We start from the raw sequence: 25648 nt of genomic DNA, 5'->3' as shown, positions 1-25648 counted from the left end.
CCATGAACGACGACACGCTGAACCATCCGCTCGCCCCAGGCGGCTCGGCGCCATCCGTCGAAACATTGAATCTGGACGCACGCACGGTCACTGTGGCGGAAGGCTTGCGTTGGATCGCAGACGCATGGACGCTGTTCAAGCGCCGCCCGCTGCAGTGGATCGGTCTGGGCCTGTTGTACATGGTGATCGAGTGCGCGCTGTCATCCGTGCCGGTGTTCAACCTGCTGTCGATGTTGGTCACGCCGATACTGCTGGGCGGGTTGATGTTCACGTGCGAGCAGTTCCGCGCCGACGGCGACGTGCGCATCGGCAGCCTGTTCGCCGGGTTCACGCGCAAGCTGGGCCCGCTGGCGTGGGTCGGCGTGCTCACGTTCGCGATCATGATGATTGGTATCGTGGTGCTCGCGTCAATCATCGGCTTCGGCACATTTGCCCAACTGGTCTCGCACCAGCCGGGCAACCCACCCGAATTGAGTGCATCGAGCCTCGTCGGGCTGCTAATTTATATCGCGATCGCCACGGTGGCTGTAGCCGCTGCATGGTTCTCACCCGCGCTGGTGATACTGCATGACGTAGCGCCCATTCGCGCGATGCGGGCGAGTTTCAAGGGCGTGATGCGAAACTGGCTGGCTGGCATTGTGTATGCGCTGTTGCTGCTCGTGATGCTGGTGATCGGTGCGATCCCGTTCCTGCTCGGCTGGCTGATCGTGATACCTTTGTTATTCTTGTCGGTCTACGTCGGCTATCGGGACGTGTTTGTCACGCGCTGAGCGCTGCCTGCACCTCGCGTCAAGCGGAGATGAGCCAGCCCGGCCCACAAAAAACCCCGGCCTAGCCGGGGTGTGTTTTTTTGTGGCGTGCCGGCGGCTCCGACACGTCAGCGGGCCATGCCTGTGCCGTCAGGCAACGGCGGCAATCGGCTCGATGCCAGCCGCGTCGGCCAGCGCAATCGCCTTGTCGGTCGCTTCCCACGAGAATTCGGGCTCTTCGCGACCAAAGTGGCCATATGCGGCGGTCTTTTCGTAAATCGGCCGCAGCAGGTCCAACATCTGAATGATGCCCTTCGGGCGCAGGTCAAAGTGCTGCTGGACAAGCTCGGTAATTACCAAATCCGGCACCCGGCCAGTCCCAAAGGTGTTGACCATCACCGACGTCGGGCGCGCGACCCCGATCGCGTACGAGACCTGGATCAGGCAGCGCGACGCAAGACCCGCGGCGACAATATTCTTCGCGACGTAGCGGCCGGCATACGCGGCGGAACGGTCCACTTTGGACGGATCCTTGCCCGAGAACGCGCCGCCGCCGTGCGGCGCGGCCCCGCCGTACGTATCGACGATAATCTTGCGGCCGGTGAGTCCACAATCGCCTTGAGGGCCGCCAATCACGAACCGCCCCGTCGGATTGACGAGGAACTTCAAGTTGTCCTTGATCAGCTCGTTCGGCAGCACCGGCTTGATGACTTCCTCGATCACCGCCTCGCGCAACGTGGACAGATCGATATCTGGCGCATGCTGCGTGGAAAGCACGACCGTGTCGATCGAATCCGGACGCCCGTCAACATAGCGTACCGTCACTTGCGACTTCGCGTCCGGACGCAGCCACGGAAGACGACCGTCGCGCCGCAGATCGGCTTGCCGCTCGACGAGCCGGTGCGACAAATAGATCGGCAACGGCATCAACTCGGGCGTTTCGTCGCACGCATAGCCGAACATCAGGCCCTGGTCACCCGCGCCCTGATCCAGGTTGTCGTCGTGCGCATTGTCCACGCCCTGCGCGATATCCGGCGACTGCTTGTCGTAAGCGACCAGCACCGCACAGCCGCGGTAGTCGATGCCAAAATCGGTATTGTCGTAGCCGATGCGCCGAATCGTGTCGCGCGCGATCTGAATATAGTCGACGTTTGCATGCGTCGTGATTTCGCCGGCCAGCACCACCAGGCCAGTGTTGCATAACGTCTCGGCAGCCACGCGCGAATGCCGGTCCTGCGTCAGGATTGCATCGAGAATCGCGTCGGAGATTTGGTCAGCCACCTTGTCCGGATGGCCTTCAGATACGGATTCGGAAGTAAAGAGATAGTTGTTCGCCACTTCGTTAGCTCCAGTGAGTGAAGTCGGTCGCGTTTTCACGTTGCCGGCTTCGGATCGAAGCGGCGACGCTTTAGCGGATTCCATTGTCCGGGCGCCGCTTCGCTGGATGCCGCGCCCGATATCGCCCCGCAAGTTGTCCCATTAACTCGGCGATGCTCGTATTATATCGACTTCTGTCATATTTCATAGAGTAGAGGCCGAATTGCCGTTTGCTTCACCCCGCCAGCCGCTGAGGACATCGCGAGATCCACGATGCTAGGCCGCGCCGGAACCCACCTTGCCATCCTGCTGCTAAAGCTGTTCGCGCTGTTGCCCTATGGCTGGATCGCCCGCTTCGGCGATGCGATGGGCTGGTTGCTGTACCGAATTCCGAACAGTCGCCGTCGCGTGGTCCACACCAACCTGAGGCTCTGCTTCCCACAGTGGAGCGCGGCGCGGCGCGAGCAGGTCGCCGAGCAGCACTTCCGCCACGCAATCCGCAGCTACGTCGAGCGCAGCGTGCAGTGGTTCGGCTCGGCGCGCAAGTTGGAGAAGCTGATCCAGCTCGACAGCGCGATCGACCTGCGCGACCCGAACTTGCCGCCGACGCTGTTCCTCGGCGCGCATTTCGTCGGCATTGAGGCCGGCTCGATTTTTCTGAATTACCAGTTGCGCCGGCAATGCGGCGCGCTGTACCAGCCCATGTCAAACCCGCTGCTGGATAAGGTCGCGGTCGCCGCGCGCGCGCGCTTCGGCGCGGACATGGCTAGTCGCGCCGACAGTGCGCGTATCGTGTTGCGCTGGCTGCGCGAGCGCAAGCCGGTGATGCTCGGCGCGGATATGGACTACGGCATGCGCAACTCAGCCTTCGTGCCGTTCTTCGGCGTGCCGGCATGCACGCTGACCGCGGTGGGCCGGCTCGCGAAGGCAGGACACGCCCAGTTGGCGCCGTTCATCTGTGAGGTGCTGCCCAATTACAAGGGTTATCGACTCAAGATCTTCGCGCCCTGGCAGGACTATCCGAGTGGCGACGACATGGCGGATGCGCGCCGCATGAATGCGTGGCTAGAGCAGGAAATTCCACGCCTCCCAGAGCAATACTACTGGATACACAAGCGCTTCAAAACGCGCCCACTGGGCGAAGCGGGCTTTTACTGACGCTCGACTACAATACGGTGCCATGAAGCTCAAATTCACCAAGATGCATGGCGCCGGCAATGACTTCGTGGTCCTTGACGGCGTGCGCAACGTGATCTCGCCCACGCTCGCGTTGGTGCGCTACCTCGCCGACCGCCACTTCGGCGTCGGCGCGGACCAGTTGCTGCTGGTCGAGCGGCCCACGCTCGATGGCGTCGATTTCAAGTACCGGATCTTCAACTGTGACGGCAAAGAAGTCGAGCACTGCGGCAATGGCGCGCGCTGCTTTGTGAAGTTCGTGCGCGACACCGGCCTGAGCCAGGCGCGCACGATTCGCGTGCAGGTGCAGCACGGCGTGATCACATTGAGCGTGCAGGACAACGGTGAAGTGCTCGTTGACATGGGTGCACCAACACTGGCCACGCCACAAGTGCCGTTCGACGCGTCGGGACTGACACCAGTGCGCGATGGTGACGACCTACTGTGGCCGCTGGACGTGCATGGCTCGACGCAATGGATCTCGGTGGTCTCGATGGGCAATCCCCACGCGGTGCAGATTGTCGATGACGCCGACGTCGCGCCGGTGCTCAGGGACGGGCCGATCATCGAGTCGCACGCGCGCTTCCCAAACCGCGTGAACGCGGGATTCATGCAAATCGTCTCGCGGCATGAAATCAAACTGCGTGTCTATGAGCGCGGCGCGGGCGAGACGCTCGCGTGCGGCTCCGGCGCTTGCGCGGCGGTCGTGGCCGGCATCCGCCGGGGGGTACTGGATTCGCCGGTGCGCGTGCGTGCGCGCGGTGGCACGCTGACCATCTCGTGGAACGGCCAGCGCGACAGCGACGCCCCGGTCATGATGGCCGGTCCGGCAACCACTGTGTTCGAAGGCGAACTCGACGTGCCCGACGAGTTGCCCGCGTGAGCGCGATCACCGCCCTAGGCCGTCCGGCCGATTGACCCCGATGCGGCGCAACCTTTACTGTGTGGTATCCGCGGTGCCGCCCCTCCCGGCCCGCCTGCCCGACGCGCGCCGCCCTTTTGAGCTGAAGCTGAAAACAATCATGAATGATCGCGAAGTCGCCGATTACCTACTGGCCAACCCGCAGTTCTTCGACCGTCACGCCGAGCTACTTGCCACAGTCCGGCTGTCCAATCCGCACGGCAAAGCGGCGGTGTCGTTGCAGGAGCGACAAATGGACCTGCTGCGCGACAAGTACAAGCAACTCGAGCGCAGGCTGGCGGAACTGCTGCGCCATGGTCACGAGAACGACAGCCTGGCCGCGAAGTTCCAGCGCTGGACACTGCGCGTGATCGCCGAACGCGATCCGCATGCGCTACCCGCCACAATCACCTCGGGCTTGCGCGAGATCTTCGACGTGCCGCAGGCGGCGCTGCGCGTCTGGGATGTCGCGAGCGCCTATGCGCAAGCGCAGTTTGCCCGCAGCGTCGGCGAGGAAGTCCGCATTTTTGCCAGCAGTCTCGTCGCGCCTTACTGCGGCGCGAACGCCGGATTCGAAGCCGCGCAGTGGCTCAGCGCCGCCCCCGCCCCGCAAGGGGGCGCGGGAACAGGTCTGTCGCTTGCCGTCACGGCGCCGGACAGGGCGAGCGGTGACGCGAACGCGCCGTGTGCGGATGCGCACCCGGGCAGCGCGGCAGGGAACGACACTAGAGTGTCGCAGCAGACCGCATCGATCGCGCTAGTCCCGCTGCGCGATGCGCAGCGGGCCGATGCGGAAAACGTATTCGGCTTGCTGGTGCTTGGCTCGCCAGACCCGCGCCGCTTCCACGACGGCATGGCCACCGACTTCCTATCGCAGATCGGCGCACTCGCCAGCGCCGCGCTGAGCCGGCTGCACGCGCACTAGCGCGACATGTTTGTCACCGCAGCCTGCCCGATGCCACCCTCCACCGACCCGATCGCGCGCTACCTAGACAGCCTCGCCCACGAGCGCCGACTCTCGGCGCACACGCTACGCGGCTACGCGCACGAGTTGGACATGCTGCGCCAGTTAGCCGGCACCCGCGAGCTGGCGCAACTGACGCCCGTCGACGTGCGAGGCGCGGTATCGCGCGCGCATTCGGGTGGGCTCTCGCCCCGCTCGATCGCGCATCGTCTGTCAGTGTGGCGCAGCTTCTATCGCTGGCTCGCGCTACATCAACCTCTGACCATGAATCCGGTCGCTGGCGTGCGCGCGCCGAAGCGGGCAAAAATGCTGCCCAAGGCGCTGTCGGTCGACGACGCTGTCACGCTGATGGAAGGCTCGTGCATCGAGACACCTGACGCGTTGCGCGACCGGGCAATGCTGGAGCTGTTTTACTCATGCGGGCTGCGCTTGGCCGAATTGATCGGCTTGGACATCGCCTTTGTCAACACCGCGCAATATCGCTCGGCGGGCTGGATCGACCTGGACACGGCCGACGTCACCGTGCTCGGCAAAGGGGGCAAGCGGCGCACGGTGCCGATCGGCAACAAGGCGCTTGACGCGTTGCATCGCTGGCTTGCCGTGCGTGATCAACTGCTCAAGCACGATCCGCATCCGCTGTTCTTGTCGGCGCGCGGCATGCGCTTGTCCGCCGGCGTCGTGCGCGAGCGGGTCAGGCGGGCCGCGCTCGCCGCGGGCGTTCCATCCCACGTGCATCCGCACGTGCTTCGGCATTCGTTCGCGACGCATCTACTACAATCGAGCGGCGACTTGCGCGCGGTCCAGGAATTGCTCGGCCACGCGAGCGTCGCTGCCACGCAGGTCTATACCTCGCTGGACTTCCAGCATCTTGCGCGCATCTACGACCAGGCCCATCCGCGCGCGAAAAAGCGCGATCCGGGACAGCAATAGCCGTCCGGCATCGGCAAATCACCGTGCTGCGCGGACGCGACCGTCCCTATACTGACCATTGCAATGAACACTGTCACGCTGAAACCAGGCAAGGAAAAACTGCTGCTGCGCCGCCACCCGTGGATCTATGCGAACGCGATCGAGCGCATCGACGGCCGACCCGCATCCGGCGCGACGGTCGTGGTACGCGCAGCCGACGGGCAGTTTCTCGCGCGTGCCGCCTACAGCCCGCACTCGGCGATTCGCCTGCGGATGTGGAGCTTCGACGAATCCGAGCCGATCGACCATGCGTTCTTCAAGCGGCGCATCCAGAACGCGCTCGCGTATCGCCGCGCGTTCGTGTCCGGTACCGGCGCGGTGCGGCTCATATTCGGCGAGGCCGACGGCCTACCCGGACTGATCGTCGATCATTACAGCGGGTGGACTGGCGATGGCGGCACGCCGCACGAACAACTAGTCTGTCAGTTCATGGCGGCCGGCGTCGACGCATGGAAGCCGGCGATCGTGCAGGCCCTGCTCGGCGCGACCGGCTGCGCCAATGTCTACGAACGCTCGGACGTGTCGATCCGCGCGAAAGAGGGACTTGAGCAGACCACGGGCGTACTCGCCGGCCAAGCACCGCCGCAGGCCCTGATGATCGAGGAAAATGGCGTACGGTATCGGGTCGACGTGCAGCACGGCCACAAGACCGGCTTCTACATCGACCAGCGGGACAATCGGTTGCTTGTGCAACAACACGCGGCTGGGCGCGACGTACTGAATTGCTTCTGCTATACCGGTGGCTTTTCGCTGGCCGCGCTGCGGGGCGGCGCCGCGCAGGTCGTGTCGATCGATTCATCTGGCGAAGCGCTGCAGGTCGCGCGCGCGAACTTGGCCGCCAACGACTTCGATCCGGCGCGGGCCCAGTGGCACGACGCCGACGCATTCAAGACACTGCGGCAGTTGTACGATGCGGGCGAGCGCTTCGACCTGATCGTGCTCGATCCGCCAAAATTCGCCCCGTCGCGCGAGCACGTCGATCGGGCAGCGCGTGCATACAAGGATATCAACCTTAGCGGCTTCAAGCTGCTGCGCCCGGGCGGGCTACTCGCGACCTACTCGTGCTCGGGCGCGATCGATATGGGCCTGTTTCAGAAGATCGTCGCGAGCGCCGCGGCCGACGCCGGCGTCGATGCACGGATTCTGCGCCGACTATCGGCCGGCGTCGATCATCCGATGCTGACCAGCTTCCCGGAAGGTGAATACTTGAAGGGACTGTGGTTGCAAAAACCCTAGTGCGCCCCCACGTCGGGCGGGCCGGATGCCGCGCCCGTCAATGCACCTTTTGATGCACCCGTTGACGCACCGCATCGTCGGCGCCCGGATAATGGTCACAGCCCTGCCGCCGCATTTGTGCTTCAATAGAACATTTCGCGCTGCGCTCGCGCGGACCGTCTCGCAACTTCCACGGAACTTCACGTAAGTAAAGGCAGGCGATGAACATGATTCCCGTCACCATCCTGACCGGCTTTCTCGGCAGCGGTAAGACCACGCTGCTCAAGCGTATCCTAAACGAGCCGCATGGCATGAAAATCGCCGTGATCGAAAACGAATTCGGCGAAGAGAACATCGACAATGACATCCTCGTGCAGGAGTCGGCGGAACAAATCGTGCAAATGAGCAACGGCTGCATCTGCTGCACGATCCGCGGCGACCTATCCCGTGCGTTGTCGGACTTATCCGAGCAAAAGCGCGAAGGTAAGCTCAAGTTCGACCGGGTAGTGATCGAGACCACGGGCTTGGCCAATCCGGGACCGGTCGCGCAGACGTTCTTCATCGATGAGTCGATCGCTGACGAATTCCTGCTCGACGCGGTGATCACGCTGATCGACGCGAAGCACGCCAACCAGCAGCTTGACGAACACGAGGTCGTGCAACGGCAAGTGGGCTTTGCCGACCGCTTGTTCATCACGAAGGCCGATCTGGTGGACAAGGCGACGCTCGCCGATCTACGCCATCGACTGCTGCAGATGAACCCGAAGGCGCCGATTCAAGTGGTCAATTTCGGCAACGCCGATATCAAGGAGATTTTTGACCTGCGCGGGTTCAACCTGAACGCGAAGCTTGAAATTGATCCGGACTTCCTCGCCGAAGACGGACACGATCACGCGCACCACCACGAGCACGAGCATTGTGACCATGATCATGGACATTGCGCGCACGGTCACCACCATACGCATCACGATGACAAGATTAAATCGTTCGTGTACCGTAGCGACCGGGCGTTCGATCCCCAAAAATTGGAGGATTTTCTCGGCGGGATCCTACAAATCTACGGTGAGCGCTTATTACGCTACAAAGGCGTGCTGTTCATGAAGGGAATAGACCGCAAGGTGGTATTCCAGGGCGTGCACCAGATGATGGGCAGCGACTTGGCCGCGCGCTGGCTACCGGCTGAGAAGAAGACCAGTAAGATGGTGTTCATTGGCGTGGACCTGCCCCGGGACCTGATTACCGACGGCCTGGACGCGTGCTTGGCGTGACGACGTCGTGCGCCAGGTCACGGCACAGCGCACGAGAGAGCGCGCCGACCTCTCTACCTCGGTGTGGCGGCGGTATCTCGCATTGGTAAATAAGGGGCGGCTTGGTCGAGAGTTCATTTCCTTTGGCGTATATTGAGACATTCGCAACGACGCCGGAAGTCCTCTGTCGGACCGGGAAATACCGTTTCGGACAGGGTTTTCCGCCGCTATTGGCACCGATTGTGGTTCAGTTACAATACGTGCCCACTGGAGAATGATAACGACGCGGCGCCAGAAGGAGTTCGGCCCCGCAACGGCCGCCGCACCTGCCACGACGAATCCGACGTGGCCGCCGCAAGGCACTCGGCCGCCGCAATTGCGGGCAATGGTAAGTGCGGGTAATGCTCGATGCATCGCCTCACAATGAAGACAGCAAGCCAGATGACGACGACACGACTTTTGACCGAAGCCGAAATCCTGAAGATGAGCGACAAGGATTACATGAACGAGGATCAGCTCGCTTTCTTCAAGCACAGGCTCGAACAGTTGCAGACGGAAATCCTGCGCAATGCGGGGCAGACGACGGAAAATCTCCGGGAAACCGTGATCGTGCCCGATCCGGCCGATCGCGCGACGATCGAAGAAGAGCACGCGCTTGAGCTTCGCACACGCGACCGCGAACGCAAGCTGCTGAAGAAGGTGCAGCAATCGCTCGCGCGGATCGAAACCGGTGAATATGGCTGGTGCGAGGAAACGGGTGAACCGATCGGCATTCCGCGCCTGCTCGCGCGGCCGACCGCGACGCTATCGCTCGAGGCGCAGGAGCGCCGCGAACTGCGCCAGAAGTTGTTCGGCGACTAAAGCGTGGTGCGCCACATGGCGCGCGGTATGGTCCGGCCGGCTCCTGTCGGAAGGCACGCGATAGGCGTGCCTTTTTTATTTATGGCGCGCTTCTTGCACGAGCATTGTGCACGTGCGTTGCGTCATATCGGCACCGCCCCGCGTACGCACGCCTTGATATTGCGCCAGCCGCCCTAAAATAGACGGGAACGCGCGACTTCAGCCCTGTCCCGCGCCGCTGGCGCGCGACCCCGCTTTAAAGGAATTCCACATGGAGCAATATCACGGCACAACCATCGTCTCGGTACGGCGAGGCAACAGCGTTGCATTAGGCGGCGACGGTCAGGTAACGCTGGGCAACATCGTCATGAAGGGCGGCGCCAAGAAAGTGCGGCGCATCTACGGTGGCAAGGTGCTGGTGGGTTTCGCCGGCGGCACCGCAGACGCATTCTCGCTGCTGGACCGCTTCGAAGGCAAGCTGGAAAAGCACCAGGGCAACCTGACCCGCGCCGCCGTCGAACTGGCCAAGGACTGGCGCACCGACCGCATGCTGCGCCGCCTGGAAGCGATGCTGATCGCCGCGGACGCGGAAACGACGCTGGTGATTACCGGCAACGGCGACGTGCTGGATCCGGAAGGCGGCATTTGCGCCATCGGCTCGGGCGGCGCATACGCGCAGGCTGCGGCCCGCGCGCTCGCGCAGAACACTGAGTTGAGCGCGCGCGACATTGTCGAAAAGGCGCTCGCGATTGCCGGCGACATGTGTATCTACACGAATCACAACCGCGTCATCGAAACCATCGAATAAATGAAGCCGGGTGTCGGGCGACCTTGCGCGGCCCATTGTGCCCGCGCATCGAGGCTTGCAGGCCGATTCAGGCCCGGCGCCACCTGAAGGATGTCAAACATGACTACCATGACTCCCGCTGAAATCGTCTCCGAACTGGACAAGCACATCATCGGCCAGGGCCGCGCCAAGCGTGCCGTCGCGGTCGCGCTGCGCAACCGCTGGCGCCGTCTGCAGGTGCCAGAGCCGTTGCGCCAGGAAATCACCCCGAAGAACATTCTGATGATCGGACCGACTGGCGTGGGCAAGACCGAAATCGCGCGACGCTTGGCTAAGCTCGCCGACGCGCCGTTCATCAAAATCGAGGCCACGAAGTTCACAGAAGTCGGCTACGTCGGACGCGATGTCGATAGCATCGTGCGCGACCTAATCGATATCTCGGTCAAGCAAACACGCGAATCGGAAATGCACAAGGTCCGCACGAAGGCACAGGACCTGGCGGAGGACCGCATCCTGGACATCCTGTTACCACAGGCACGTCCCGTCGGCTTCAGCCCGACCAGCGAGGAGAGCGAGCGCGAGAGCGCGACGCGCCAGACATTGCGCAAGCGGCTGCGCGAAGGCCAGCTCGACGACAAGGAAATCGAGCTCGACATCGTGGCGCCACAGGCCAGCATGGACATCATGGGCCCGCCCGGCATGGAGGAAATGACGGAGCAGATCCGTTCGATGTTCGCCAATCTCGGCGGCGGCAAGAAGCAGCACCGCAAGGTCAAGATCAAGGAAGCCTTGAAGCTGTTGACCGATGAGGAAGCCGCCAAAATGGTCAACGAAGAAGATATCAAGACCCGCGCGGTACAGAACGCCGAACAGAACGGCATCGTCTTCCTCGACGAGATCGACAAGATTGCGTCGCGTCAGGAAGCCGGCGGCGGCGAGGTGTCACGCCAGGGCGTGCAGCGCGACCTACTGCCGCTCGTGGAAGGCACGACGATTAACACCAAGTACGGCATGGTGAAGACCGACCACATCCTGTTCATTGCCAGCGGGGCGTTTCACCTGGCCAAACCGAGCGATCTGATTCCCGAACTGCAAGGACGGTTTCCAATCCGCGTCGAACTCGATTCGCTGTCGGTCGGTGACTTCGAGTCGATCCTGGTACGCACCGACGCGAGCCTGGTCAAGCAATACCAGGCACTGCTCGCGACCGAGGACGTACACCTGGAGTTTGCCGACGACGGCATCAAGCGCCTGGCAGAAATCGCCTTTTCGGTTAATGAAAAGACTGAAAACATCGGCGCGCGGCGGCTGTACACGGTGATCGAAAAGCTGCTCGAAGAAATTTCGTTCTCGGCCGGCAACCATTCGGGCCAATCGGTCAAGATTGACGCCGCATACGTGGACAGCGCGCTGAACGACGTGTCGCAAAACGAAGACCTGTCACGCTACGTGCTGTAACGCGGCTCGCCGCCGTGCGTGCACCGCTCATTGCTTCACTGGCCGTTTCGCCAGCTTGCGTTGCAGCGTGCGGCGGTGCATGTTCAGCGCACGCGCGGTCGCCGAAATATTGCCGCCGTTGTCGGACAGCACGCGCTGGATGTGTTCCCATTCGAGCCGCGCCACCGACAGCGGTATCGGATTCTCGAGCGCCTCCTCGGCCTGTGACTCGCTTGCGTCCACGCGCAACGCCGCCAGGATCGTCTCCACGTTGGCCGGCTTGGCCAGATAATTGTCCGCACCATCCTTGACGGCCTGCACCGCCGTCGCAATGCTCGCATAGCCGGTCAGCACGAGGATCCGCGCCTCGGGCTGCAGCTTGCGCAGTGGCGCGATCAAATACAGCCCCGAATCATTGCCCAAGTTCAGATCGACCGTGATCTGGCCGAACGGCAGCGCATCGGCGAGCTTCAGCGCGCTGTCGCGGTCGTGCGCCTGGTGAACGGTATAGCCGCGCCGGGTCAGGCCGCGCGCGAGGATGCCAGCAAATACCTCGTCGTCGTCGATCACCAAAAAGTTCATTTCGCTCACTGTACTTCTCCATTTGAATGCGCTTGGATCGCGGGCAGGCGCAGTAGCGCACGGGTGCCCGTAGTGGCCGGCTGCGGCAACTCAGTCAGTTCGATTGAGCCGCCCAGCCGCGCCGCCGTCGTAAACGCGAGATACAAGCCAACGCCGTGGCCCCCTTGCGTGCTTTCGACCGGTGCCTGCCCGAGTTTGGCACGCCTTTCAGGCGCAATACCAGGACCGCGGTCGCGAATGTCGAAGACCAGCATGTCGCCGTCGCGCGCCGCCTCCAACGTCACCGATTCGCGGCTGGCCCGGGCCGCATTGTCCAGCAAGATGGTCAAGATCTGCCCGACCGCCACGGTATCGGCGACCAACACGTCGGCGGGCGCCGTGCCGATCCGCGAGAAATTCACATGCGGGTGACGCAGCCGCCACTGCTCGATGAATGCGTCGAGCCAACTGCCCACCGGTTGCTGGCCGGTGGGCAGCGCTGCCCGCGTGCGCAGCCGGGCGAGCGCTGAGCGGCACAACGCCAGCTGTTGCTCGAGCAGGTCGAAATCGGCCTGGTAGGGCGCAAGCGCCTGGTCGGTCTGGGACAGGTCGCGCAACTCCTCGGCCACCATCGCGATGGTCGACAGTGGCGTGCCGATCTCGTGCGCGACGCTGGCAGCCTGCGCGCCCAACGCCACCACCCGCTCGTCGCGCAACAGCCGCTCTTGCGCCTCGCCCAATGCCGCATCCCCCTTGCGCAACGCGGACGACATGCGCGAGACAAACCACGAGATCAGTCCGACGCTGACCATGAAGTTTACCCACATGCCGGCCCGGTAGTAATCGAACAGGTTGGCCGGATTGTCCATGTTCAACGGCACCGAGTCGAAGCCGAGCAACCAATAGCAGGCGACCGCAAACGCCGCGAGCCATGCGGCCAGACGCCACGGCAATACCGCCGCCGCAATCGCCAGCGAAGGCAAGTACAGCGACACGAACGGGTTGGTAGTGCCACCGGATAGGAACAGCAGCGCGGACAGCGCACCGAGGTCGACCCACAGCTGCCCCATCAGCTCAATGTGCGTTTCCGGCCTGGCTTGGGCTACGCGGATCCACGTCAGAATGTTAAAGATCACTTCCAACGCGATGACGATGAGCATCGCGGTGAGCGGCAAATGCACGCCATAGGCGATCTGCACGACGGCGATAGTCACCAGTTGGCCAATGATGGCCAGGCAACGGAGCCAGAACATATGGCCGAGATTGACCCGGCCGGGATTTGCATACAGTGTCATGCGACAAGTTTACCGGTTTGACGTGGCACGACCCCGCAGTCAACTCAAGCTCGATCACGCTCGCGACACTATGACGCAAGCGCCCGCGCTGCAGTCGGGCACTGCAGCAGCGTTGCGTACGCGCCACGGCAGGCGGGCGACACTTCGTGCCGGCCGCGTCGCAGCACCGCAATATCGGCACGGTCGATGATGGGGTTTCTAATGTCTGCACGCCTTTTATCGGCAGCGCGCCAGAGTGGCAAGACACGTCAAAAAAGCCCGGCGGGCGGCATCGTGCCGACACCTCAGTCCTGTACAATTCGCGGTTGTTTGCCTGCTCAGTCCGCTCGCACCATGTCCGACACCAACGATCTGCCTGCCATCTCACCCGCGCTGAAGGCCGAAATCCTCGCGGAAGCACTGCCTTACATCCGCCAGTACCACGGCAAGACGGTCGTGATCAAGTACGGTGGCAACGCGATGACGCAGGAGCGCCTGAAGCAAGGCTTCGCACGCGACGTCGTATTGCTGAAGCTGGTGGGCATCAATCCGGTCATCGTCCATGGTGGCGGCCCGCAGATCGACCAAGCGCTGAAGAAAATCGGCAAGCGGGGCACGTTCGTACAAGGCATGCGCGTGACGGACGAGGAAACGATGGAGGTCGTCGAGTGGGTGCTCGGCGGCGAGGTGCAACAGGACATCGTCACGCTGATCAACCATGTTGGTGGCCACGCGGTCGGCTTAACGGGCAAGGACGGCGGACTAATCCATGCACGCAAGCTGCTGATGCCAGACCGGGAAAAACCGGGTGAATTTCTCGACATTGGCCAGGTCGGCGAGGTTGACTCGATCAATCCCGCGGTCGTGCGGGCGCTGCAAGACGATGCGTTCATCCCAGTCATTTCGCCGATCGGCTTCGGCGAGGACGGACTTGCGTACAACATCAACGCGGACCTGGTCGCGGGCAAGCTGGCGGTCGTGCTGAACGCGGAAAAGCTGGTGATGATGACGAACATCCCGGGCGTGATGGACAAGAGCGGCACACTGCTCACGGATCTGTCGGCGCGCGAGATCGATGCACTGTTCGCCGATGGCACGATCTCCGGTGGCATGCTGCCGAAGATCTCGTCGGCCCTGGACGCGGCCAGGAGCGGTGTGCGCTCCGTGCACATCATCGATGGACGCATCGAGCACTCGGTGCTGCTCGAGATCCTGACCGAGCAGCCGTTTGGCACGATGATCCGGTCACACTGACCATGGCCACGCGCGCGCGCCGGCGGCGCGTTGCCCACCCGCGCGGCCCGGTCTGGTTGTTCGACCTGGACAATACGCTGCACCACGCGTCGCATGCGGTGTTCCCGCAAATCAATCGGGCGATGACCGACTACATCGAGCGTGCGCTGCAGGTCAGCCGGGACGAAGCGGACCGGCTACGCGTGCACTACACGCGGCGCTACGGTGCGACATTGGTGGGACTCGCGCGGCACCATCCACTCGATCCCGACGATTTCCTCGCGCAGGTCCACCGATTCCACGATCTGCATTCGATGCTGCGCGCCGAGCGCGGACTCGCCCGGCTGTTGCGCGCGCTGCCCGGGCGCCGGATCCTGCTGACCAACGGCCCGCGCCGCTACGCGCAGGCCGTGCTCGACGCGCTGGGCATCACTGAGCTGTTCGAGCAGGTGATCGCTATCGAGCAGATGCGGTACCGTGACCGCTGGCACGCCAAACCCGATGCCGGCATGCTGCGCCGCACGTTGCGCCGCGCGCGAGTGCGGGCGCGCGACGCAACGCTGGTCGAGGACACCCGCTCGCACTTGAAACGCTACAAGCGCCTGGGACTGCGCACCGTATGGATGGTTGGGCACTTACCACCCGTGCCCAGGGCTTCGGGCGGCCCGCCAGCGCTGGCGGGCACTGGACGTGCGCACTATATCGACTGCCGCGTACGTTCGATAAAATCGTTACGACTCAAGCCTCTAAACGCATCGCGGAGGGCACCATGTGGCAGCCGTCCAGACGCCCCGACACGGCGCCTGAATCGCCGTGTGCACTGACCGACAGCGCCGCGCCATCGCCCACGGACGGCGCCGGGCCGCCCGCGCGGCTGACCGCACGCATGAGCCAACTCACCGAGCGCCTGCAAACCTTGCTGCGCCAGAGCTTAAAGCTGACGTGCGAGCTGACGTGCGTCGAGCATGCCGATACATTGCCGTGCGGCTACGATCCGGCGTTGCGCGCGAACCTTATCATCAGCTACGTGCTGAAACGCTGGCACCACGATGCGCGCAGCGGCTTTTACAAAAATCCCTCTGAGCACGCCGATGCACAGCTGCGGCTGTTGCTGCAATAGCGGCCATGCCTGCGTCGCCTACGTCAGCGGAACGATTTCGTTTATACTTGTCAGTCACAGTCTTTCCTCTGCGCGCCGATTTGCTGACTCGATTGCGGGCGCGCGAACCCAAGCGGTTCAGTACAAATCCGGCTAAAGCGGTCGTCAGCGGTCCATGCGCGCGCCCGTACACGCAGCGCCCTTGACCCTTCGCCGACTCGCTGTCCGCACGCCCGCGCAAGCGGACAACAACACAGGCAAGGGTATGAGTTCGATCGGCATCGTCGCTCCACAAACGCTCCACTTCGCCGCACCGCTGCACCTGCAAAGCGGTCTGTCACTCGCCGGCTATGATCTGACGATTGAAACCTATGGCACGCTCAACGCCGCGCGCTCCAACGCGGTGCTCGTCTGTCACGCGCTGAACGCGTCACATCACGTGGCCGGGGTGTATGAACATGAGCCAAAGCACTTCGGCTGGTGGGACAACATGGTGGGCCCGGGCAAGCCACTCGACACGGACCGCTTCTTCGTGATCGGCGTGAACAATCTCGGCTCGTGCTTCGGCTCCACCGGTCCGATGAGCATCGATCCGGCCACCGGCCTGCCCTATGGCGCGCGCTTTCCGGTGGTCACCGTAGAGGATTGGGTCAATGCGCAGGCGCGCGTCGCCGATCACTTTGGCATCGAGCGTTTTGCCGCGGTGATGGGCGGCTCGCTCGGTGGCATGCAGGCGCTCGCCTGGAGCATCCTGTATCCGCAGCGCGTCGCACATTGCGTGGTCATCGCCTCGACGCCCAAGCTGTCGGCGCAAAATATCGCGTTCAACGAGGTTGCCCGCTCGGCGATCCTGTCCGATCCGGATTTCCATGGCGGTGACTACTATGCGCACGGCGTCAAGCCGCGCCGCGGCCTCAGGGTCGCGCGCATGATCGGGCACATCACGTACCTGTCCGACGACGATATGGCCGCGAAGTTCGGCCGCGCGCTGCGCCGCGCAGACGGAGCGGTGGATGCCTACAATTTCAATTTCGACGTCGAATTCGAAGTTGAGTCGTACCTGCGGTACCAGGGCGACAAGTTCGCCGACTATTTCGACGCCAATACCTACCTGCTAATCACGCGCGCATTGGACTACTTCGACCCCGCCAAGGCGTACGATGGCAACCTGACCGCGGCGCTCGCGCAGACACAGGCCAACTACCTCGTGGTCAGCTTTTCAACAGACTGGCGTTTTGCGCCGGCGCGCTCGCGCGAAATCGTCAAGGCGCTGCTCGACCACAAGCGCAACGTGACCTATGGCGAAATCGACGCGCCGCACGGCCACGACGCATTCTTGCTCGACGACGCGCGCTATCACAACCTGGTGCGTGCCTACTACGAACGCATCGCCACGGAGATCGGCGCATGAACCAGCAAGCCTTCGATACCCTGTCCACCCGCGCCGATTTCCGCATGATCGCGCGCTGGGTCGAGCCGCGCGCAAGCGTACTCGATGCCGGCTGCGCGGATGGCTCGCTGCTGGCCATCCTCGCCGAGGAATTGGACGTGCACGGCTACGGGATCGAGATCAACGATGCGGGCGTGCTCGGCTGCGCACAAAAGGGCGTGAACGTGATCCAGCAAAATCTGGAGGACGGCCTACGGCTGTTTGAGGACCAGAGCTTCGATTTCGTGATCCTGTCTCAGACGCTGCAGACCCTCCACCAGACCGCGGCGATCCTGCGCGAGACCGTGCGCGTCGGCAAGGAATGTATCGTGTCGTTTCCGAATTTCGGCTACTGGCGGCATCGGCTCGCGGTGCTCCACGGCCGCATGCCGGTTTCCAAGTCGCTGCCCTACCAGTGGCACAATACGCCGAACGTGCGCGTGCTGACGATCCGCGACTTCGAAGCACTCGCTCCGGAGGTCGGCATCCGGATCCTGGATCGGGCCGTACTGCACGGCGGCCGCGCGATCCGGTGGGGAACGAACTGGCGTGGTAGTCTTGCGGTCTATCGCGTCAAGAAAATTTAACCACCCCTTTCGTTGACCGCAGATCCATGTCCATTCCACCTCACGAAGCCCGCACACTGGCCGCACACGATCCCCACTCGGGCTGGCGAGCCTACTTCAATACACGCATGTTGATCTGCGTGTTTCTTGGATTCACGTCGGGCCTGCCGCTGTTTACGCTGCTAACTCTGGTGCAGGCGTGGCTGCGCAGCGGCGGCGTCGATATCAAAACCATTGGCCTGTTTGCGTTGCTGCAGTTTCCCTATACGTGGAAATTCGTGTGGGCGCCGTTAATGGACCGCTTCGTGCCCGGGTTCGGCCGCTGGCGCCCTGGGCGCCGGCGCGGCTGGATGTTGCTGACTCAGCTCGGCGTGCTGGCGCTGGTTGCCGCCATGGGCTTCGTGTCGCCGAGCAACTCAATCCGCACGGTGGCCGTGCTCGCAGCCGCCCTTGCATTCGCCAGCGCAAGCCTGGACATCGTGCTCGACGCGTACCGACGCGAGTTGCTGAAAGACACCGAGCAGGGCCTCGGCACGGCGATCCACGTCAACGCGTACAAGCTGGCCGCCCTCGTGCCCGGTTCGCTGTCGTTGATCCTCGCAGACCACTTCGCGTGGTCGACGGTCTTTGCGATCACCGCGGCGTTCATGCTGCCTGGTGTGGCGACGGCGCTCGTGGTGCGCGAGCCGCAGGTGCAAGGTACGCTGCCACGCACGCTGGAGGAAGCCGTGGTGATGCCGTTTCGCGAATTCGTCGCGCGCGACGGTGCCAAGCAGGCGCTGATCGTGCTGGCGTTCGTTTTCCTATACAAGCTCGGCGACAACATGGCGACGTCGCTGGCGACGTCGTTCTACCTGGACATCGGCTTTACAAAAACTGAGATCGGACTGGTGTCTAAGACCAGCAGCTTCTGGGCAAGTATTGCCGGCGGCATCCTCGGCGGCATATGGCTAATGCGCATCGGCACGGCGCGCAGTTTGTGGATTTTCGGCGTCGCGCAAATGGTCGCGGTGCTTGGCTTCGCGGCGCTCGCCCGCACGGGCCATACGCTGCCTGGACTAGCCGTGGTCATCAGCCTCGAGGCGTTCGCCACAGGCCTGGGTACGGCCGCGTTCACCACGTACGTCGCCAGCACTACTGACCCGCGCTATACTGCAACGCAGTTTGCGTTGTTCACCAGTCTCGCGTCGATGCCTCGCACATTCGCCAATGCCGGCGCCGGCTATATCGTCGCGCAGATCGGCTGGTTTGAGTTCTTTCTGCTGTGCGCCGTGCTGGCGATCCCGGGCATGCTGCTGCTGCCGCGGGTTGCACCATGGAGAGCACGCTGATGCGGCGCCCGTATGTCGGTTGGCGCCCTGGACGCGCTCGGTGCCCACGGCCGCCTCGGACGGGCGTCTTGGCGCTCGCCAGACGACTGGCTGGCGTGGCACTGCTGATCGGCGGTGCCGTCGCGCCGCCGTCCGGCGCGCAGCCGAGGACCGGCAACGCCAGGTCATATGATCCGGCTCAGGCGGTGCGCTTCGGCAACGCGGCGGCGTTCCGCAACCTGATTTCGCCGTCGATGCTTGAGCAACAGGCCAGCGGCGAATACCGGCAATGGGTGCACAGCGCCCAGCAGCGAGGACAATTGCTGCCCGACGGCGACCTGCAGGTCAAACGGGTTCGCGCGATTCTGCAAAGGCTCATCCCATATGCGCTGAAATGGAACGAACGCGCGAAACAGTGGCAATGGGAAGCCTATGTGGTGCGCTCGCAGCACATGATGATCCGCTGCCTGCCCGGCGGCAAACTGCTGATCGACAGCGCGCTACTCACGCGTCTGCGCCCGAACGACAACGAACTGGCGATGCTGATGGGCCACATGGTGGCTCACGCGTTGCGCGAACATGCGCGCGAGCGCCTAGGCCGGCAACAGGCCACGCAATTGGGCGCCGGCACGATCCCGCAGTTGTTTGGGCTGGCCGATCTCGGGTCCACGCCATTGGACATCGGCACGCACCTCGCGCACTTACGCTACGATGCAGCCGACGAGACCGAGGCTGACGTGATCGGCGATGAGATCGCATCGCGTGCCGGTTTCGACCCAAGAGCCGCGCTGACGGTATGGAGCCGGGCCGCCGCCCTGCCGGGCGCCAGCAAGACGAGCTTCATCGCGACCCATCCGATGACGCCGCAGCGCGCCGCCGACCTGCGCAAGCGATTGTCTGACATGCTGCCACTGTATGCAAAGGCGCTCGGCACGACCACCGACGCATTGCCGCGCTACCGACGCAACCGTTAAGCCAAGTGGCGATGCCGCAGCGGACGCGACGAGTGCCGGCCATGTCACGCTGCGCGGCGGCGCAGCGTGTAGTCGTAGTCGATCGTCAGCGGCGCATGGTCACTGAACTTAATATCGCGGAAGATCGACGTGCGCCTGGCCGTCGAGGCAATGCCGGCTGTCGCGATCTGGTAGTCGATTCGCCACCCGACGTTTTTCGCATAGGCTTGGCCGCGGTTGCTCCACCACGTGTACTGCTCGGGCCGCGGATCCAGCGTGCGAAAGACGTCCACATAGCCAAGCTCGTCGAATACCTTGCTTAACCATGCGCGCTCTTCGGGCAGGCACCCGGAGTTCTTTTGGTTGCCTTTCCAATTTTTGATGTCGATTTCCTTGTGCACGATGTTGATGTCGCCGCAGAAAATCACTTCGCGCTCGCGCCGAAGCTCGTCCAGGTGCGCATAGAAATCGTCCATGAAGCGGTACTTGACCGCCTGCCGCTCCTCGCCGCTCGAACCCGACGGCACATAGACCGACACCAGCGACAGGTCACCGTAGCGCAGCTCGACATAACGTCCCTCGTGGTCGAACGCCTTGCTGCCGAAGCCGGCGATGAACTCGTCCGGTTCATGCCTCGTATAGAGCCCGGCGCCGCTGTACCCCTTCTTCTGCGCATGCTGGAAATAGCCGGTGAAGCCGTGCGGCGCGAGGAATTCGGGTGTCATGTCATCCTGCGAGCACTTGATTTCCTGCACGCAAACGATGTCGGCGTTCTGTTCGCCGAACCAGTCGAAAAAGCCTTTCTTCGCGGCGGAACGTATGCCGTTCAAATTGGCGGTGATGACTCGCAGCATGGTGTGTTGTTTCCTTGTTGACGGACGATCGTGGAAGCCGGTGGCGCTCAGCGGCATGCCCGCGCACCTGCCACGCATGGTCAGGACAGCTTTTTCTTTAGTAGTTCGTTGACCTGCTGCGGATTTGCCCGCCCCTTCGTGGCCTTCATCGCCTGGCCGACCAGCGCGTTGAATGCCTTGTCCTTGCCCGCGCGGTATTCGTCGACGGACTTCGGATTGGCGGCAAGCACCTCGTCCAGGATCGCCTCGAGCGCGCCGCTGTCGGAGATCTGCTTGAGCCCCTTGGCGTCGATAATGCGATCGGCTGCCGCGTCGTCGGTGGCCTTCTCGTCCCAGATCGCGCCAAAAATCTCCTTGCCGATCTTGTTCGAGATCGTGCCGTCAGCGATCCGCACGAGAACCAGCGCCAATTGCGCGGCCGATACCGGCGACTGCGCGATGTCCAGCCCATCGCGGTTCAGCTGCGACGCAAGCTCACCCATCACCCAGTTCGCCGCCATTTTCGCATTCGCAACGCCCACCTTGGACACCACTTGCTCGTAGTACGCGGCAAGCGCCTGTGACGTTGTGAGCACACCCGCGTCATAGTCGGGCAAGCCGTATTGTTCAGCAAAGCGGCGCTTCATCGCGTCCGGCAATTCCGGCAGCGCGCGGCCAACCTCGGCGATCCACTCGCTGTCGATCACGAGCGGCATCAGGTCCGGGTCAGGGAAGTAACGGTAGTCATGCGCGTCTTCCTTGCTGCGCATCGAGCGCGTCTCGCCGCGGTCCGGGTCGTACAGCCGGGTTTCCTGCACGACGGTGCCACCGTCCTCGATCAGCTCGATCTGGCGGCGCACCTCGTATTGGATGGCCTCCTCCAGAAAGCGGAACGAGTTTAGGTTTTTGATTTCGGCGCGTGTGCCCAATGCCTGCTCGCCGAGCCGGCGCACCGACACGTTCGCGTCGCAGCGAAACGAGCCTTCCTGCATGTTCCCGTCGCAAATACCTAGCCAGACGACCAGCGAATGCAACGCCTTTGCATAGGCGACCGCCTCGGCGGCGCTGCGCATGTCCGGCTCGGTCACAATCTCCAGCAGCGGTGTGCCAGCGCGGTTCAGGTCGATGCCGGTCATCCCGGCGAAATCCTCGTGCAACGACTTGCCAGCGTCCTCCTCGAGGTGCGCTCGAGTCAATCTGATAGTCTTCTCGTACGCATCGCGGCCAGCCTTTTCGTTCGCCTCCACTTGGATCGTGATCGAGCCGCCTTGCACAACCGGCAACTCGTACTGGCTGATCTGGTAGCCCTTGGGCAAATCCGGATAGAAGTAATTCTTGCGCGCAAACACGCTGCGCGGCGCGATCGTCGCGCCGATCGCCAGCCCGAAGCGTATTGCCCGCTCGACAGCGCCCCGGTTTGCGACGGGCAGCGCCCCAGGCAAGGCCAGATCAACTGCGCAGGCCTGCGTGTTCGGCTCGGCGCCGAACCGCGTCGAGGCCCCGGAAAAAATCTTCGACTGGGTCGACAGCTGCGCGTGTGTCTCCAGCCCGATTACCACTTCCCACTGCATAGTCAAACTCCCGCGGGCACTTGCCGATGCCAGTCGGTGACGCGCTGGAACGCATCGGCGACTTGCAGCATCCGCGCTTCGTTGAAATAGTTGCCGATGATCTGTAGGCCGACCGGCCGCGCCGCATGGGGGCCAGTGCCAAAGCCGCATGGCACGCTCATGCCTGGCAATCCGGCCAGGCTCGTGGACAGCGTATAGATGTCCGCCAGATACATCTGCAGCGGATCGTCGGCCTTCTCGCCCAGGTTCCACGCGACGCTCGGCGACACCGGGCCCATGATCATGTCGCATTGCTCGAACGCGTCCTGGAAGTCCTGCGCGATGATCCGGCGAATCTTCTGGGCCTGCAGGTAGTACGCGTCGTAGTAGCCGTGTGACAGCACGTACGTGCCGACTAGGATGCGGCGCTTGACCTCGGCGCCGAAGCCCTCCGAGCGTGTCTTCTTGTACATGTCGAGCAGGTCGCGGTACTCGGCCGCGCGATGGCCGTAGCGCACGCCGTCAAAACGTGACAAATTCGACGACGCCTCGGCCGGCGCAATCACATAGTAGACTGGGATCGACAGCTCCGTCTTAGGCAGCGATACATCCACCAGTATCGCGCCAAGTTCTTCGTATTGCCGCAGTGCCGCATCGATCGCCGCCCGCACGTCGCCCGACAGCCCCGCGCCGAAGTACTCGCGCGGCAACCCGATGCGCAGCCCGGCGAGTGGTCGATCGGCGAGCGCGCCGGCATCCTGCCACGGCTTACCAAGCCAGCGCGTGTAGTCTTCCACATCGCGTTGCAAGCTCGTCGAATCGCGCGGGTCAAAACCGCTCATCGCACCTAGCACGAGCGCGCAATCGGCTGCTGAGCGCGCCATCGGCCCTCCCTGGTCGAGCGACGACGCGAACGCGATCATCCCGTAGCGGGAGACGCGACCGTAGGTCGGCTTGATGCCGGTGATCCCGGTCAACGACGCCGGCTGGCGAATTGAGCCGCCGGTGTCGGTGCCGGTGGCCACCGGCGCCAGTGCGGCGGCCACCGCCGCGGCCGAGCCGCCCGACGAGCCGCCCGGCACCGCATTACGGTCCCACGGGTTGCGTACCGGGCCGAAGAACGAATTCTCGTTGGACGAGCCCATCGCGAACTCGTCCATGTTGGTCTTGCCCAGCGTGACCATGCCCGCCGCCGCCAGCCGCTCGACGACCGTCGCGTCGAACGGACTCACGTAGTCGGCCAGCATCCGGGAGCCGGCGCTGGACTTCCAGCCGCGGGTCACGAACACATCCTTGTGCGCAACCGGCAGGCCAAGCAGCGGCCCGCGTTCGCCGCGCGCGAGCCGCTGGTCGGCCGCGCGCGCCGCGTCCAGCGTCAGTGGCGGATTCACGTCGATGAACGCGTTCAGCTCGCGTGCGGCCTCGATACGCTGCAGGAAGTGCTGCGCAAGCTCGAGCGCCGATACCTGCTTTGTATCGAGCGCGGCGCGCAATTCAGTAAGACTTTTCTGATGCATCGTGCGGTTTTCCTGCGTCGCGTTATTCGATCACTTGCGGTACCAGATACAGGCCGTCCTGCACCGCCGGCGCGCAGCGCTGGTTGTCCTCGCGCCGTACGTGCTCGGTCACGGCGTCCTCGCGCAGCCTCAGCGCGACGTCCTCGATCTGCTCGATCGGATGCGCGAGTGGCGCGATGCTAGTCGTGTCCACGGCCTGCATTTGCTCGACCAGGCCAAAAAACTGGTTCAGTTGCTCGAGTATGTGCTCGGCCTCGCGTTGCCCGAGCTCAATGCGCGCCAGGTGCGCAATGCGGTTTACGTCAGTGGGGGTCAAGGCCATGCGGTCACCAAGGATGGAGGGGGAAAAGCGGGCGAAAACGTCCCCCGCTTTTCTTCGAATAAGCTGAAATTATAAGGTATCATTACGCGTTCGCCCTAAACCCGGCCGGTCTTACCGTCATCTTTCAGCAATGTCCTCCGCACGCGCGTACTCCCGCGGCTGCGGCATTCGCGTTGCCCAGATGCGTGCACCGCCTGCGCCGGTAAAATTTTTGTTCCCGCAGCTTCGTGACTGCGCGGCGGCCGCCTTCCGGACCTCTGCCGAAGCTGTTGTTTTACCCGCCGCCGGCGCATACGCACATTTCCCGCGACCGGCATCCGCGAGACAGGATTTTTAATGTTCGGTTTTCTCCGCAGCTATTTCTCGAACGATCTGGCGATCGACCTAGGCACCGCCAACACACTGATCTACATGCGCGGCAAGGGTATCGTGCTCGACGAGCCGTCGGTTGTGTCGATCCGCCAAGAAGGCGGGCCCAACGGAAAAAAGACAATCCAGGCCGTGGGCAGAGAAGCTAAGCAGATGCTCGGCAAGGTACCGGGCAACATCGAGGCGATCCGCCCGATGAAGGATGGCGTGATCGCCGACTTCCGCGTCACCGAGCAGATGATCAAGCAGTTCATCAAGACCGCGCACGAATCGAGGATGTTCTCGCCGTCGCCGCGAATCATCATCTGCGTGCCGTGCGGCTCGACACAGGTCGAGCGCCGGGCAATCCGTGAAGCCGCGCTCGGCGCCGGCGCATCGCAGGTCTACCTGATCGAGGAACCGATGGCCGCGGCGATTGGCGCCGGCCTGCCAGTGTCGGAGGCGACCGGCTCGATGGTCGTAGACATCGGCGGCGGCACCACCGAAGTGGGCGTGATTTCGCTCGGCGGCATCGTATACAAGGGCTCGGTACGGGTCGGCGGCGACAAGTTCGATGAGGCGATCGTCAACTACATCCGCCGCAACTACGGCATGTTGATCGGCGAGCAGACCGCTGAGGCAATCAAGAAGGAGATTGGCTCGGCGTTCCCCGGTTCCGAAGTGAAGGAAATGGAGGTCAAGGGCCGTAACCTGTCCGAGGGGATCCCGCGCAGCTTCACGATCTCGAGCAACGAGATCTTGGAAGCGCTGACGGACCCGCTGAACCAGATCGTCTCGTCGGTCAAGATCGCCCTGGAACAGACGCCGCCGGAACTGGGCGCCGATATCGCCGAACGCGGCATGATGCTGACCGGCGGCGGCGCACTGCTGCGCGACCTGGATCGGCTGCTCGCGGAGGAAACGGGGCTGCCAGTGCTGGTAGCCGAGGATCCGCTCACGTGCGTGGTGCGCGGCTCCGGCATGGCGCTCGAGCGGATGGACAAGCTCGGTAGCATCTTCTCGTACGAATGATCCGGCTGAAGTAAGTGCG

At 63.3% G+C, this 25648-nt stretch carries 26 protein-coding genes; 18 read left to right on the top strand and 8 right to left on the bottom strand.

The features are described 5' to 3' along the window. Positions 1–2: 2 nt before the first annotated feature. Positions 3–770 (top strand): BPSS1780 family membrane protein, encoded by a 768-nt coding sequence (locus B0O95_RS02260; RefSeq protein ID WP_104076442.1) that lies wholly within the window; start codon positions 3–5, stop codon positions 768–770. Between the two features lie 129 nt (positions 771–899). On the opposite strand, the gene metK is transcribed toward B0O95_RS02260, so the two are convergent. Further along, positions 900–2087 (bottom strand): methionine adenosyltransferase, encoded by a 1188-nt coding sequence (metK, locus tag B0O95_RS02255; protein ID WP_104076599.1) that lies wholly within the window; start codon positions 2085–2087, stop codon positions 900–902. Between the two features lie 252 nt (positions 2088–2339). On the opposite strand from metK, the gene B0O95_RS02250 reads away from it, so the two are divergent. The 5 genes from B0O95_RS02250 to B0O95_RS02230 all read left to right on the top strand — a co-directional run bounded on the left by B0O95_RS02250 (position 2340) and on the right by B0O95_RS02230 (position 7312). Next, positions 2340–3224, top strand: coding sequence for a lipid A biosynthesis lauroyl acyltransferase (locus B0O95_RS02250; RefSeq protein ID WP_104076441.1), 885 nt, complete (start codon positions 2340–2342; stop codon positions 3222–3224). A 22-nt stretch (positions 3225–3246) separates the two neighbouring features. After that, positions 3247–4125, top strand: a complete 879-nt coding sequence (dapF, locus tag B0O95_RS02245; RefSeq protein ID WP_104076440.1) for a diaminopimelate epimerase — start codon at positions 3247–3249, stop codon at positions 4123–4125. 139 nt (positions 4126–4264) lie between these two features. After that, positions 4265–5068: a DUF484 family protein gene (locus B0O95_RS02240; RefSeq protein WP_104076598.1), complete on the top strand. Its 804-nt coding sequence runs from the start codon at positions 4265–4267 to the stop codon at positions 5066–5068. A 30-nt stretch (positions 5069–5098) separates the two neighbouring features. Beyond that, on the top strand, positions 5099–6037 hold the full coding sequence (xerC, locus tag B0O95_RS02235; RefSeq protein ID WP_104076439.1) for a tyrosine recombinase XerC: 939 nt from the start codon (positions 5099–5101) through the stop codon (positions 6035–6037). 63 nt (positions 6038–6100) lie between these two features. Next, positions 6101–7312, top strand: coding sequence for a class I SAM-dependent rRNA methyltransferase (locus B0O95_RS02230; protein ID WP_104076438.1), 1212 nt, complete (start codon positions 6101–6103; stop codon positions 7310–7312). Between the two features lie 37 nt (positions 7313–7349). On the opposite strand, the gene B0O95_RS15760 is transcribed toward B0O95_RS02230, so the two are convergent. Further along, the gene (locus tag B0O95_RS15760; RefSeq protein WP_158249438.1) at positions 7350–7520 is read right to left on the bottom strand and encodes a hypothetical protein; all 171 of its coding nucleotides are present in this window, start codon (positions 7518–7520) and stop codon (positions 7350–7352) included. Here B0O95_RS15760 and B0O95_RS02225 point away from each other — a divergent pair. From B0O95_RS02225 to hslU, 4 genes are all read left to right on the top strand, one after another. Then, positions 7513–8559 carry a CobW family GTP-binding protein gene (locus B0O95_RS02225; protein ID WP_370641797.1) on the top strand — a complete coding sequence of 349 codons (1047 nt, stop codon included), beginning with the start codon at positions 7513–7515 and terminating at the stop codon, positions 8557–8559. The two genes, B0O95_RS15760 and B0O95_RS02225, sit on opposite strands and share 8 nt — an antisense overlap. Before the next feature lie 420 nt (positions 8560–8979). After that, complete coding sequence (dksA, locus tag B0O95_RS02220; protein ID WP_104076437.1) at positions 8980–9399, top strand: RNA polymerase-binding protein DksA; 420 nt, start codon at positions 8980–8982, stop codon at positions 9397–9399. A gap of 250 nt (positions 9400–9649) precedes the next feature. Beyond that, on the top strand, positions 9650–10186 hold the full coding sequence (hslV, locus tag B0O95_RS02215) for an ATP-dependent protease subunit HslV (protein WP_076796583.1): 537 nt from the start codon (positions 9650–9652) through the stop codon (positions 10184–10186). Positions 10187–10285: 99 nt separating this feature from the next. After that, positions 10286–11623, top strand: a complete 1338-nt coding sequence (gene hslU, locus B0O95_RS02210) for an ATP-dependent protease ATPase subunit HslU (RefSeq protein ID WP_104076436.1) — start codon at positions 10286–10288, stop codon at positions 11621–11623. Positions 11624–11650: 27 nt separating this feature from the next. Here the strand turns inward: hslU and B0O95_RS02205 are convergent, their stop codons facing one another. Then, positions 11651–12193, bottom strand: a complete 543-nt coding sequence (locus B0O95_RS02205; RefSeq protein ID WP_104076435.1) for a response regulator transcription factor — start codon at positions 12191–12193, stop codon at positions 11651–11653. Further along, positions 12190–13458: an ATP-binding protein gene (locus B0O95_RS02200; RefSeq protein WP_104076434.1), complete on the bottom strand. Its 1269-nt coding sequence runs from the start codon at positions 13456–13458 to the stop codon at positions 12190–12192. Before B0O95_RS02200 ends, B0O95_RS02205 begins: the two co-directional genes overlap by 4 nt. 333 nt (positions 13459–13791) lie before the next feature. Between B0O95_RS02200 and argB the strand changes: the two genes are divergently transcribed. The 7 genes from argB to B0O95_RS02165 all read left to right on the top strand — a co-directional run bounded on the left by argB (position 13792) and on the right by B0O95_RS02165 (position 20048). Then, a complete protein-coding gene (gene argB, locus B0O95_RS02195; RefSeq protein ID WP_104076433.1) occupies positions 13792–14691 on the top strand; it encodes an acetylglutamate kinase in 900 nt (299 codons plus the stop codon). A 2-nt stretch (positions 14692–14693) separates the two neighbouring features. Next, positions 14694–15494 carry a pyrimidine 5'-nucleotidase gene (locus B0O95_RS02190; RefSeq protein WP_233203035.1) on the top strand — a complete coding sequence of 267 codons (801 nt, stop codon included), beginning with the start codon at positions 14694–14696 and terminating at the stop codon, positions 15492–15494. A 62-nt stretch (positions 15495–15556) separates the two neighbouring features. Beyond that, positions 15557–15790: a hypothetical protein gene (locus B0O95_RS02185; RefSeq protein WP_146063965.1), complete on the top strand. Its 234-nt coding sequence runs from the start codon at positions 15557–15559 to the stop codon at positions 15788–15790. A 244-nt stretch (positions 15791–16034) separates the two neighbouring features. After that, on the top strand, positions 16035–17180 hold the full coding sequence (gene metX / locus B0O95_RS02180; protein ID WP_104076596.1) for a homoserine O-succinyltransferase MetX: 1146 nt from the start codon (positions 16035–16037) through the stop codon (positions 17178–17180). Next, positions 17177–17785: a methionine biosynthesis protein MetW gene (gene metW / locus B0O95_RS02175; RefSeq protein WP_104076431.1), complete on the top strand. Its 609-nt coding sequence runs from the start codon at positions 17177–17179 to the stop codon at positions 17783–17785. The genes metX and metW overlap by 4 nt, the downstream gene beginning before the upstream one ends. 26 nt (positions 17786–17811) lie before the next feature. Further along, the gene (locus tag B0O95_RS02170) at positions 17812–19095 is read left to right on the top strand and encodes an AmpG family muropeptide MFS transporter (protein WP_104076430.1); all 1284 of its coding nucleotides are present in this window, start codon (positions 17812–17814) and stop codon (positions 19093–19095) included. 68 nt (positions 19096–19163) lie between these two features. Continuing rightward, the gene (locus B0O95_RS02165) at positions 19164–20048 is read left to right on the top strand and encodes a M48 family metallopeptidase (protein WP_233203033.1); all 885 of its coding nucleotides are present in this window, start codon (positions 19164–19166) and stop codon (positions 20046–20048) included. A gap of 44 nt (positions 20049–20092) precedes the next feature. Here the strand turns inward: B0O95_RS02165 and B0O95_RS02160 are convergent, their stop codons facing one another. The 4 genes from B0O95_RS02160 to gatC all read right to left on the bottom strand — a co-directional run bounded on the left by B0O95_RS02160 (position 20093) and on the right by gatC (position 24249). Continuing rightward, positions 20093–20881: an exodeoxyribonuclease III gene (locus B0O95_RS02160; RefSeq protein WP_104076595.1), complete on the bottom strand. Its 789-nt coding sequence runs from the start codon at positions 20879–20881 to the stop codon at positions 20093–20095. An 80-nt stretch (positions 20882–20961) separates the two neighbouring features. Then, positions 20962–22431, bottom strand: a complete 1470-nt coding sequence (gene gatB, locus B0O95_RS02155; protein ID WP_370641798.1) for an Asp-tRNA(Asn)/Glu-tRNA(Gln) amidotransferase subunit GatB — start codon at positions 22429–22431, stop codon at positions 20962–20964. A gap of 2 nt (positions 22432–22433) precedes the next feature. Further along, positions 22434–23927 carry an Asp-tRNA(Asn)/Glu-tRNA(Gln) amidotransferase subunit GatA gene (gene gatA, locus B0O95_RS02150; protein WP_104076427.1) on the bottom strand — a complete coding sequence of 498 codons (1494 nt, stop codon included), beginning with the start codon at positions 23925–23927 and terminating at the stop codon, positions 22434–22436. 22 nt (positions 23928–23949) lie between these two features. Next, positions 23950–24249: an Asp-tRNA(Asn)/Glu-tRNA(Gln) amidotransferase subunit GatC gene (gatC, locus tag B0O95_RS02145; protein WP_104076426.1), complete on the bottom strand. Its 300-nt coding sequence runs from the start codon at positions 24247–24249 to the stop codon at positions 23950–23952. 336 nt (positions 24250–24585) lie between these two features. Between gatC and B0O95_RS02140 the strand changes: the two genes are divergently transcribed. Beyond that, positions 24586–25629, top strand: coding sequence for a rod shape-determining protein (locus tag B0O95_RS02140; RefSeq protein WP_076785893.1), 1044 nt, complete (start codon positions 24586–24588; stop codon positions 25627–25629). Positions 25630–25648 lie beyond the last annotated feature (19 nt).

The organism is Mycetohabitans endofungorum, assembly GCF_002927045.1.
Classification (GTDB): domain Bacteria; phylum Pseudomonadota; class Gammaproteobacteria; order Burkholderiales; family Burkholderiaceae; genus Mycetohabitans; species Mycetohabitans endofungorum.
This window is presented reverse-complemented; position numbering and strand designations above follow the sequence as displayed.

Coding starts and splice junctions, on each gene's coding strand:
- B0O95_RS02230 (WP_104076438.1), top strand. CDS start 6,101: ATGAACACTGTCACGCTGAAACCAGGCAAGGAAAAACTGCTGCTGCGC.
- B0O95_RS02160 (WP_104076595.1), bottom strand. CDS start 20,881: ATGCTGCGAGTCATCACCGCCAATTTGAACGGCATACGTTCCGCCGCG.
- B0O95_RS02190 (WP_233203035.1), top strand. CDS start 14,694: ATGGCCACGCGCGCGCGCCGGCGGCGCGTTGCCCACCCGCGCGGCCCG.
- hslV (WP_076796583.1), top strand. CDS start 9,650: ATGGAGCAATATCACGGCACAACCATCGTCTCGGTACGGCGAGGCAAC.
- B0O95_RS02225 (WP_370641797.1), top strand. CDS start 7,513: ATGAACATGATTCCCGTCACCATCCTGACCGGCTTTCTCGGCAGCGGT.
- dksA (WP_104076437.1), top strand. CDS start 8,980: ATGACGACGACACGACTTTTGACCGAAGCCGAAATCCTGAAGATGAGC.
- B0O95_RS02240 (WP_104076598.1), top strand. CDS start 4,265: ATGAATGATCGCGAAGTCGCCGATTACCTACTGGCCAACCCGCAGTTC.
- xerC (WP_104076439.1), top strand. CDS start 5,099: ATGCCACCCTCCACCGACCCGATCGCGCGCTACCTAGACAGCCTCGCC.
- B0O95_RS02185 (WP_146063965.1), top strand. CDS start 15,557: ATGAGCCAACTCACCGAGCGCCTGCAAACCTTGCTGCGCCAGAGCTTA.
- B0O95_RS02140 (WP_076785893.1), top strand. CDS start 24,586: ATGTTCGGTTTTCTCCGCAGCTATTTCTCGAACGATCTGGCGATCGAC.
- gatA (WP_104076427.1), bottom strand. CDS start 23,927: ATGCATCAGAAAAGTCTTACTGAATTGCGCGCCGCGCTCGATACAAAG.
- gatC (WP_104076426.1), bottom strand. CDS start 24,249: ATGGCCTTGACCCCCACTGACGTAAACCGCATTGCGCACCTGGCGCGC.
- hslU (WP_104076436.1), top strand. CDS start 10,286: ATGACTACCATGACTCCCGCTGAAATCGTCTCCGAACTGGACAAGCAC.
- dapF (WP_104076440.1), top strand. CDS start 3,247: ATGAAGCTCAAATTCACCAAGATGCATGGCGCCGGCAATGACTTCGTG.
- argB (WP_104076433.1), top strand. CDS start 13,792: ATGTCCGACACCAACGATCTGCCTGCCATCTCACCCGCGCTGAAGGCC.
- metX (WP_104076596.1), top strand. CDS start 16,035: ATGAGTTCGATCGGCATCGTCGCTCCACAAACGCTCCACTTCGCCGCA.
- B0O95_RS15760 (WP_158249438.1), bottom strand. CDS start 7,520: ATGTTCATCGCCTGCCTTTACTTACGTGAAGTTCCGTGGAAGTTGCGA.
- metW (WP_104076431.1), top strand. CDS start 17,177: ATGAACCAGCAAGCCTTCGATACCCTGTCCACCCGCGCCGATTTCCGC.
- B0O95_RS02250 (WP_104076441.1), top strand. CDS start 2,340: ATGCTAGGCCGCGCCGGAACCCACCTTGCCATCCTGCTGCTAAAGCTG.
- gatB (WP_370641798.1), bottom strand. CDS start 22,431: ATGCAGTGGGAAGTGGTAATCGGGCTGGAGACACACGCGCAGCTGTCG.
- B0O95_RS02200 (WP_104076434.1), bottom strand. CDS start 13,458: ATGACACTGTATGCAAATCCCGGCCGGGTCAATCTCGGCCATATGTTC.
- B0O95_RS02170 (WP_104076430.1), top strand. CDS start 17,812: ATGTCCATTCCACCTCACGAAGCCCGCACACTGGCCGCACACGATCCC.
- B0O95_RS02260 (WP_104076442.1), top strand. CDS start 3: ATGAACGACGACACGCTGAACCATCCGCTCGCCCCAGGCGGCTCGGCG.